The organism is Nocardioides sp. (genome assembly GCF_050699375.1).
In the GTDB taxonomy this organism is placed as follows: domain Bacteria; phylum Actinomycetota; class Actinomycetes; order Propionibacteriales; family Nocardioidaceae; genus Nocardioides.
The window spans coordinates 1-8,245 of sequence record NZ_JBOHDN010000090.1 but is presented as its reverse complement, the minus strand read 5'-3'; the positions used below and the strand labels follow the sequence as shown (position 1 = coordinate 8,245).

10 protein-coding genes are annotated in these 8,245 nt (G+C 68.8%); 7 read left to right on the top strand and 3 right to left on the bottom strand.

Going from position 1 to position 8,245, the window contains the following annotated elements:
• Together ACRDPS_RS06325 and ACRDPS_RS06320 are read right to left on the bottom strand one after the other, a co-directional pair.
• A partial coding sequence (locus ACRDPS_RS06325; protein WP_431500776.1) for a class I tRNA ligase family protein occupies positions 1 to 715 on the bottom strand: 715 nt, incomplete at its 3' end.
• A gap of 262 nt (positions 716 to 977) precedes the next feature.
• On the bottom strand, positions 978 to 1,439 hold the full coding sequence (locus tag ACRDPS_RS06320) for a GNAT family N-acetyltransferase (RefSeq protein ID WP_431500775.1): 462 nt from the start codon (positions 1,437 to 1,439) through the stop codon (positions 978 to 980).
• A 166-nt stretch (positions 1,440 to 1,605) separates the two neighbouring features.
• Between ACRDPS_RS06320 and ACRDPS_RS06315 the strand changes: the two genes are divergently transcribed.
• The 5 genes from ACRDPS_RS06315 (at position 1,606) to ACRDPS_RS06295 (ending at position 6,023) form a co-directional block, all read left to right on the top strand.
• Positions 1,606 to 2,376 (top strand): enoyl-CoA hydratase/isomerase family protein, encoded by a 771-nt coding sequence (locus ACRDPS_RS06315; protein WP_431500774.1) that lies wholly within the window; start codon positions 1,606 to 1,608, stop codon positions 2,374 to 2,376.
• 58 nt (positions 2,377 to 2,434) lie between these two features.
• Positions 2,435 to 2,998, top strand: coding sequence for a DinB family protein (locus ACRDPS_RS06310; protein WP_431500773.1), 564 nt, complete (start codon positions 2,435 to 2,437; stop codon positions 2,996 to 2,998).
• Between the two features lie 114 nt (positions 2,999 to 3,112).
• Positions 3,113 to 4,807, top strand: coding sequence for a carbon starvation CstA family protein (locus tag ACRDPS_RS06305; RefSeq protein ID WP_431500772.1), 1,695 nt, complete (start codon positions 3,113 to 3,115; stop codon positions 4,805 to 4,807).
• A complete protein-coding gene (locus ACRDPS_RS06300) occupies positions 4,804 to 5,061 on the top strand; it encodes a cory-CC-star protein (protein ID WP_431500771.1) in 258 nt (85 codons plus the stop codon). Before ACRDPS_RS06305 ends, ACRDPS_RS06300 begins: the two co-directional genes overlap by 4 nt.
• Positions 5,052 to 6,023 carry an ArsA family ATPase gene (locus ACRDPS_RS06295; protein ID WP_431500770.1) on the top strand — a complete coding sequence of 324 codons (972 nt, stop codon included), beginning with the start codon at positions 5,052 to 5,054 and terminating at the stop codon, positions 6,021 to 6,023. The genes ACRDPS_RS06300 and ACRDPS_RS06295 overlap by 10 nt, the downstream gene beginning before the upstream one ends.
• A gap of 53 nt (positions 6,024 to 6,076) precedes the next feature.
• Here ACRDPS_RS06295 and ACRDPS_RS06290 read toward each other — a convergent pair whose 3' ends face one another.
• Positions 6,077 to 6,367: a hypothetical protein gene (locus ACRDPS_RS06290; RefSeq protein WP_431500769.1), complete on the bottom strand. Its 291-nt coding sequence runs from the start codon at positions 6,365 to 6,367 to the stop codon at positions 6,077 to 6,079.
• 151 nt (positions 6,368 to 6,518) lie between these two features.
• Here ACRDPS_RS06290 and dapD point away from each other — a divergent pair, with 151 nt between their 5' ends.
• Both dapD and ACRDPS_RS06280 read left to right on the top strand, forming a co-directional pair.
• On the top strand, positions 6,519 to 7,463 hold the full coding sequence (gene dapD / locus ACRDPS_RS06285; protein ID WP_431500768.1) for a 2,3,4,5-tetrahydropyridine-2,6-dicarboxylate N-succinyltransferase: 945 nt from the start codon (positions 6,519 to 6,521) through the stop codon (positions 7,461 to 7,463).
• Positions 7,464 to 7,489: 26 nt separating this feature from the next.
• Positions 7,490 to 8,245 (top strand): hypothetical protein (locus ACRDPS_RS06280; protein WP_431500767.1); only part of this gene is annotated, 756 nt, incomplete at its 3' end.

Genomic DNA, 8,245 nt, shown 5'->3' with positions numbered 1-8,245 from the left:
CGTCCTCACCGGTGGCGTCGAGCTCGTAGCCCACGGTGACCGCCGGGTCCTGGACGTCCTTGTAGACGTCGTCGTCCATCCGGAGCTCGTGGTTGGACAGCGGGGTCTCGTCCTGCCAGCAGTAGGGCAGGACCCGGAAGCCCTCGTAGACCAGGCCCTTGTCGTGGAGCGTCTTGAACGCCCAGATCACCGACTCCATGTAGTCGGGGTTGAGGGTCTTGTAGTCGTTCTCGAAGTCGACCCAGCGCGCCTGGCGGGTGACGTACTCCTGCCAGTCGCCGGTGTACTTCAGCACCGACGCCCGGCTGGCCGCGTTGAACTTGTCGATGCCCATGTCGACGATGTCGTCGGTGGTCTTCAGGCCGAGCTGGCGCATCGCCTCGAGCTCGGCGGGCAGGCCGTGGGTGTCCCACCCGAAGCGCCGCTCGACGCGCTTGCCACGCATGGTCTGGTAGCGCGGGACGATGTCCTTCACGTAGCCGGTCAGCAGGTGACCGTAGTGCGGCAGGCCGTTGGCGAACGGCGGGCCGTCGTAGAAGACGAACTCGTTCTCGCCGTTCTTGCCGGCGTCACGGTTGTCGATGCTCGCCTGGAACGTCCCGTCCTTCTTCCAGTAGTCGAGAATCTGTGTCTCGATCTTCGGGAAGCGAGGGCTGGCCGGAACCGAGCCCCCGTTGTGGGCCGAGTCGGCTGAGGTGACCTTTGGATAGGCCATCGGCGGCATCTCCTGCTGGGTGGTAGTGGGTTGTGTTCACCACAGGGACGATCTTTCGACCGCGGTACCACCCTGCTTACGATCCCGGTGATCGAGCTTGTCGAGATCGCCACTTCGTTACGGCTGTGACGGGCCACTCCCGCCGGGTTCTACTCGCCTTCGATCTGCCTGGAGGCTTTCTTCCCGGAGCTCGCCGCTGATGACGGCTCGAACGCTGTTATGGAAGAGGGTACGCCGCCCGGTGCCCGCCGCGCGAACCCGATTACACCGCGCGCCACATCCGCACGTGCGGACCGATCTCGGGGTCGTCCCACCGCTCACCGATCTCCGCGAACCCGGCGCGCGCGTAGAAGGTTGCCGCCGGCGTACGCGCGTTGCACCAGACCAGCCCGCCACCCTCGGCCGCGACGTGGTCCAGAGCCGCCTTCAGCACCTCCGCCCCGACACCCCGGCCCCGCCAGCCGTCCTCCGTCGCCATCCCCCGGATCCGCCACCCCTTCCCGGGATGTTCGGGCAGGTCGGGGCATGGTTCCGGGAAGAGCCCGACGCACCCGATCAGGCCACCGTCCACCTTCAGCGCTGCATAGGTCGCGACCTCGGGCCCGTCGTCCCCCGGCACCCTCGCCGCCTCCAGCGGCCCACCGTTGCGCAACACCTTCGCCCGCAGCGCATAGGTGTCCTCGACCGGCACCCGCCTGACCGTGAATCGTTCGTTCGGGATCACGCCAGGACCCTATCCACGCGTCCTATGCCACCTCCCCGCCGCATCCGCACGTTCGCTCCAAGATCAGGGTCGACCCAGGGCTCGCCGATCCGCGATCGTGACCACATCAGGATGGTCGTCGCCGGCAAGGCCCGAACGCCATCATGGCGCCTGGCAGGATGCGCGCATGAGTCTGATTCGCTATGAGTACGCCGACGGTTGTGCGCGCATCACGATGACCAACCCGGAGAGGGGCAACGTGTTCTCGCCCGCGGCGGGCGAGGAGATGCTGGCGGCGATCCTGCGGGCCAAAGCGGACTCGGCGCGGGTGATCGTGCTGGCGGCGGAGGGGAAGTACTTCTCCGTCGGTGGTGATCTCGCCGGGTTCGCGGCCGCCGACGATCTGGGGCCGTTCATCCTCGAGCTCGCCGAGGGCGCCAACCGGATCATCACCGAGCTCGTACGCTGCGACGCGATCGTGGTCAGCGTGGTCCAGGGCACTGCCGCAGGGGTCGGGTTCCCGCTCGCCGCGGCCGCCGACATCGTGATCGCCGCCGACAAGGCGAAGTTCAGCCTCGCCTACGCCAAGGTGGGGCTTTCGGTGGACGGCGGCGGTTCTCTCCTCGTGCACACCCTCGGCCTGCATCGAGTGCTGCGGCTGACCCTGCTCGGCGACATGCTGTCCGCGACGGAGGCTCTCGAGGCCGGGCTGGTCGCCCGCGTCGTCCCTTCCGACGGGGTCACAGCCGCCGTCGACGAGGTCGTCGCGACCCTCCTCGCCGGCTCACCGGATGCGCTCGCGAGCACCAAGCACCTGATCCGCGACGTCGCGGACCCGAACCCTGAGTCGGCACTGCGCCGCGAGGCGGAGTCGATCTCCGCGCTCGGTGGCTCCGCGTCGGGCCGCGAGGGCATCAACGCCTTCCTGGAGAAGCGGCAGCCCAGCTTCGGAGCCTGAAGTGACCCAGCGCCGAAATCACTGGCCAAGGGGACCGACCCTCCACCAAGGTGGCCGCATGAGCAGCGAACAGCGGCAGGTGGGGTTCGGCGGCATCTGGCTACCCGAGGCCGAGGACCCACGCCATCAGGACCAGCAGGCCGTCGGTGAGCTGGCGACCTACCGTGACTACCTGCGCCATTACCGTCTCACCCTCGAGCTCAAGTGCCAGGATCTCGGACCCGAGGACCTGGCGAAGCGGAGCGTGCCGCCGAGCGACCTGAGCCTGCTCGGCCTGGTCCGGCACATGGCCCGGGTCGAGCACAGCTGGTTCCAGCGGGTGCTGAAGGAGGACCTCGACCTGGCCCGATTCGACGAGGACGACCCCACCGGCGGCTTCCACAAGGTCGGCCCGACCCAGGAGTCCGTCGACCAGTCCTTCGCGAGCTGGCGCGAGCAGATCGCGGCCGCGGACGAGTGGCTCGACACGATCGACGACGCGACGCTCGCCGAGACCCGCGACCTCCGCGGCGACGAGACCACGATCCGCGACATCCTGGTCCACATGATCGAGGAGTACGCCCGCCACGCGGGCCACGCCGACCTGCTGCGCGAGGTCATCGACGGGCGTACCGGGCAATGACCCGACCCCGGGTAGACGTGTGACGACGATCACTAGCAGGATGGCGGTACGGATCGTGCCGTCCCCCGCCGCCCACCGGGCAGCTCGGCACGACGCGGCTAGGAGGGCGCGGGTATGAACTCGATACTGCTGATGCTGGTTGGGCTCGCAATGTTCGCGGGCGGCTACCTGCTCTACTCAAAGTTCTTGAGCAACCGGATCTACCAGCTGGACCCGGACTATGCGACCCCGTCGCACACCATGAGTGACGGCGTCGACTTCGTGCCGACCAACAAGTACGTCCTGTGGGGTCATCACTTCACCTCCGTCGCCGGTGCTGCGCCGATCGTCGGCCCGGCGATCGCGGTGATCTGGGGTTGGCTGCCGGCCTTCCTGTGGGTCACGATCGGCACGGTCCTCTTCGCCGGAATGCACGACCTCGGGTCGCTGTGGGCTTCTGCCCGCAACCGGGGTCAGTCCATGGGCATGCTGTCGGGCCGCTACATCGGTCCGCGCGGCCGCGTCCTCTTCCTGGTCGTCATCTTCTTGCTGCTGCTGATGGTCAACGCGGCGTTCGCCGTAGTCATCAAGGACCTGCTGATCGGCACACCGAGCGCGGTGATCCCAGCCTGGGGCGCGATCGTCGTCGCCGTCATCGTGGGCCAGATGATCTACCGCTGGCGGGTGAACCTGCTGCTCACCACGGTCCTCGGCGTGGTTGCGCTCTACGCCCTGATCATCCTCGGCGACCGCGTCCCGGTCGAGCTGCCTGACCCGATCCTCGGTGTGTCCCCAGCGACCTTCTGGATCCTCGCGCTCTTCATCTACGCCGGCATCGCCTCCACGCTACCGGTCTGGGTCCTGCTGCAGCCGCGTGACTACATCAACGGCGTCCAGCTCTTCATCGCCCTGGGGATCCTCTTCGGCGCTGTCCTGATCGGGGCGCCCTCGATCGTCGCGCCCGCGTTCAACGACGCTGTGCCCGAGGGCACGCCGGGCCTGGTGCCGCTGTTGTTCGTCACCATCGCCTGCGGCGCGATCTCCGGGTTCCACGGCATGGTCTCCTCCGGAACCTCCTCCAAGCAGCTCGACAAGGAGACCGACGCCCGCTTCGTCGGCTACTTCGGGGCCGTCGGTGAGGGGATGCTCGCGCTGGGCGCGATCCTCGCCACCACGGCCGGCTTCCAGACCGTACGCGACTGGGAGGCTGTCTACACCGCCTTCGGCGAGGGTGGCGTCGGTGCCTTCGTCACCGGCGGCGGCAACCTGGTCAACCAAGGTCTCGGCATCCCGATCTCGCTCAGCGCAACGATCCTGGCAACGATGGCCGTGCTCTTCGCCGCGACCACCATGGACACCGGTGTCCGACTGCAGCGCTTCGTCGTGCAGGAGGCCGGCGACCTGGTCAACGTCAAGATCCCCAAGCTGGCCGCGACCTTGATCGCGGTGGCGATCGCGCTCGGTCTGACGTTCAGCCAGGGCGCCGGCGGAGAGGGCGGACTCCGGATCTGGCCGCTGTTCGGCACCACCAACCAGCTGCTGGCCTCACTGACACTCTCGATCATCGCAGTCATGCTGCTGCGCAAGCGCCGCAATCCGTGGCCGGCGCTCATCCCGCTGGCCTTCGTGTTCGTGATGTCGTTCTACGCCGCATTCGTACAGCTCGGTGACCTTGCCGAGGCCAAGGACTGGCTGTTGCTCGCCATCGACGTCGTGATCATCATTGCGGCCCTGTGGGTCGCCGTGGAGGCCGTTATCGCGATGCTGCGCGTCGAGCCGGAGGCGGAGGACGCCGACCTCGTCACCACCGGGGAGGGCGTCGGGAAGTGAGCTCGTGGTGGAGCAGGTTCCGCGCCGGGCTGGACGAGTTCTACGCCGGGCCCTACCGACGTACGTTCGCCCGGGCCCGGCGCGAGGAGGACGACCTCTTCCTGCTGGTGGTGCTGGCTGACGCCCTCGGCGTGCCCGACCCGGCGGCCTACCACAACGCGGACCTGCTCCCCGCGGTCTATCCGGAGTTCCACGCGTGGCATCGACGGATCGGGCTGGAACGATCACCGCTGGAGCACATCGGGTGCTGCTGAGTCTCACGCGCCGACGACGGGTGCTCTTCGTCGGTGGCAAGGGCGGGGTCGGCAAGACCTCCGTCGCCTCGGCCCTCGCACTGGCACACGCCCGGGAGGGGGCGCGCGTGCTGGTGGTCTCGACCGACCCCGCCCACAACCTGGGCCACCTCTGGGACCTCCCGGTGAGGGACGACGCGACCCGGCTCGCCTCTCCCGGGACCGGTCTCGTCGACGGGATTGAGATCGACCCTGAAAGCGTGGTGTCGACTCATCTGAAAGCGGTGCGCGAGACGATGCACAGGATGCTGCCGGACCGGCTGTGGCCGGCGGCTGATCGCCATCTGGAGCTGGCCCGCGAGGCTCCTGGCACCCACGAGTCGGCGATCGTCGATCGAGTCGCGGAGACGTTGGCGCTCGGGCTTGCCGACTACGACCTGGTCGTCTACGACACCGCCCCGAGCGGCCACACCCTGCGGCTGCTCGCAATGCCGGAGCACCTGACCGGCTGGACCGAGAGCCTGCTCGCCAGCCGGGACCGAGCGGAGAAGTTCGCGGCTGCGATCCAGGGGCTGGGTGGCAAGGACCGGGGTGCGGACCGTGACGCTGAGCTGCGACGAGTGCTCGTCCGGCGCCGAGAACGGTTCGCGACCCTCCGCGACACGATCCGGGATCCCGGCCTGACCTCGTTCGTCGTCGTCACGACCGCCGAGCGATTGCCGGTGCTGGAGTCGCTCGCGCTCCACGAGCAACTGGTGAAACTCGGCATCGACGTGGGTAGTGTCGTCGTGAACCGTCGATCCCCCGCCGACGCAGGGCCGCTCCTCGCCGGGCGGCGACGGCTGGAGGATGCCGAGACCGCCACCTTGCGCGAGGCACTTCCCGACACTCCACTCCTGGAGCTCCCGCTGCTGCCCGGTGCGCTCACCGGCCCTCTTGGGGTCGGCGTCATCGCCGACGCCTGCCGAGTCGGCTCGTCCTGACGAGATTTCTGCCGAGTCGGCTTGTCAGAACGCGCCGACTCGGCAGGGGTGGCTCAGCGGGGGTTGTCGTCGGCGAAGGCAGCGTCGAGCCAGGCGTAGACCTGCGAGTCGCCGCGGGTGACTAGCAGGACGACCTGCTTCTCGGCGTCGCTGACCGGCTTCCCGTTGATCCAGCTCCGGACGATGTCGGAGGCGGCGCGGCGTACGACCTCCACGCCCTTGGCCATCGCCCACTCGGGGGCTGGGTGGCCCTTGCTGGAGGCTACGCCGGGCACCTCCAGGGTCCAGGTGCCGTCCTCGGCCTGGAGGAGCTGAGGGGTCGGAGGCGTGCTCTTCTTGCTCACGCGACCACCTCCGTAGCGCAAGCGCCAGAATACGGACGCGGTCGCGTGTTGTTTTGTTGGTTCACTCGCTGACGCTCGCTCACCCGACAATGTTCGCACGTCGAGACCGCCGATAAGGGACCACTCAGGCTGGGCCACTAGACTGCGGCGCGTGACGAATGCAGCCTGGGGCTTCGGCCTCGTGACGTACGCCGCCGAAACCGAGTCCGATCTCGGGGCAGTCCTCGACGTGTGGTTCCCCGCACCGCAGCTGGGCGAGAGGCCCGCCGACGCGGCCGCACCGGCCGAGCTGACCGCGCTCGAGGGCACCGACGAGGTGCGCCGGGTGACCAAGAAGGTCGCTCTCGTCGAGATCAAGGACATCGACGGCGCGCCCGAGACGACCGAGGACGTCTGGCTGCGCCTCCACCTGCTCTCCCACCGGCTCGTGCGGCCGCACGGGCAGAACCTCGAGGGCATCTTCGGGCTCCTCACCAACGTGGTGTGGACCAGTGCCGGCCCCTGCGCGGTCGAGGGCTTCGAGCTCACCCGCGCGCGGCTGCGGGCCGCCGGCCAGCACGTGACCGTCTACGGCGTGGACAAGTTCCCGCGGATGGTCGACTACGTCATCCCGAGCGGGATCCGGATCGGCGACGCCGACCGCGTCCGCCTCGGCGCCCACCTGTCCGAGGGCACGACCGTGATGCACGAGGGCTTCGTGAACTTCAACGCCGGCACCCTCGGCGCGTCCATGGTCGAGGGCCGGATCTCCGGCGGCGTCGTCGTCGGCGACGGCTCCGACGTCGGTGGCGGCGCCTCGATCATGGGCACCCTCTCGGGCGGTGGCAAGGCCGTCATCTCCATCGGCCGGCGCTGCCTGCTCGGCGCCAACTCGGGCGTCGGCATCTCGCTGGGCGACGACGCGGTCGTCGAGGCCGGGTGCTATGTGACGTACGGGACGAAGGTCGCGCTCCCCGACGGCACCGTGAAGAAGGCAGGAGAGCTCTCCGGCGCCTCCAACATCCTCTTCCGCCGCAACTCGGTGACCGGCGCCATCGAGGCCGTCCCGTGGAAGGGCGAGGGCATCGAGCTCAACGCCGCCCTCCACGCCAACTAGCCCGCACCGAAGATCAGAGTGCTGAATTGAAGAAGCTCCTCACCGTCATGGTGGTGCTCACGGTGATCGCCGGCGGCATCTACTGGGTCGTCCAGGCAGCGACGGACAAGCTCGACTCGATCCTGCCCGACCTGCAGCAGTGCACGGCGGTCGCCGGCGAGTACGAGGCGCGGTTCGACCCCGAGCAGATGGGCAACGCCGCCGTGATCACCGCGCTCGGGCTCAAACGCGGCCTGCCCGCACGAGCGGCCACGATCGCGATCGCGACCGCGATCCAGGAGTCGAAGCTCTACAACATCGGCCACGGTGACCGGGACTCGCTCGGTCTCTTCCAGCAACGTCCCTCGATGGGCTGGGGCACCGAGGAGCAGGTCCAGGACCCCATCTACGCCACCAACAAGTTCTACGACGCGCTGGTGAAGATCGAGGGCTACGAGGACATGGTGATCACCGAGGCGGCGCAGAAGGTGCAGCGCTCCGCCTACCCCGAGGCGTACGCCGACCACGAGGACGAGGGCCGCGCGATCGCCTCCGCGGTCAGCGGCTACTCCCCCGCCGCCCTGACCTGCCGGATCGACGAGCCGACCGCCGGCGCGGGCAAGCCGCGGGCGACCAAGTCCGAGGTCAACCAGCTGCTCGGTGGGATGGTCGGCAGGGCCCGGGTGGACGGCTCGACCGTGGAGATCCCGGTCGACGCCGGCGAGACCGGCAAGCGCGGCGGCTGGACGGCCGCCCACTTCGTGCTCGCCCGGGCGAGCGAGTTCGGCGCCTCCTCGATCGCC

Excerpts from the sequence above, each read along its gene's own strand:
- ACRDPS_RS06310 (WP_431500773.1), top strand. The coding sequence starts at position 2,435 with ATGAGCAGCGAACAGCGGCAGGTGGGGTTCGGCGGCATCTGGCTACCC.
- ACRDPS_RS06315 (WP_431500774.1), top strand. The coding sequence starts at position 1,606 with ATGAGTCTGATTCGCTATGAGTACGCCGACGGTTGTGCGCGCATCACG.
- ACRDPS_RS06305 (WP_431500772.1), top strand. The coding sequence starts at position 3,113 with ATGAACTCGATACTGCTGATGCTGGTTGGGCTCGCAATGTTCGCGGGC.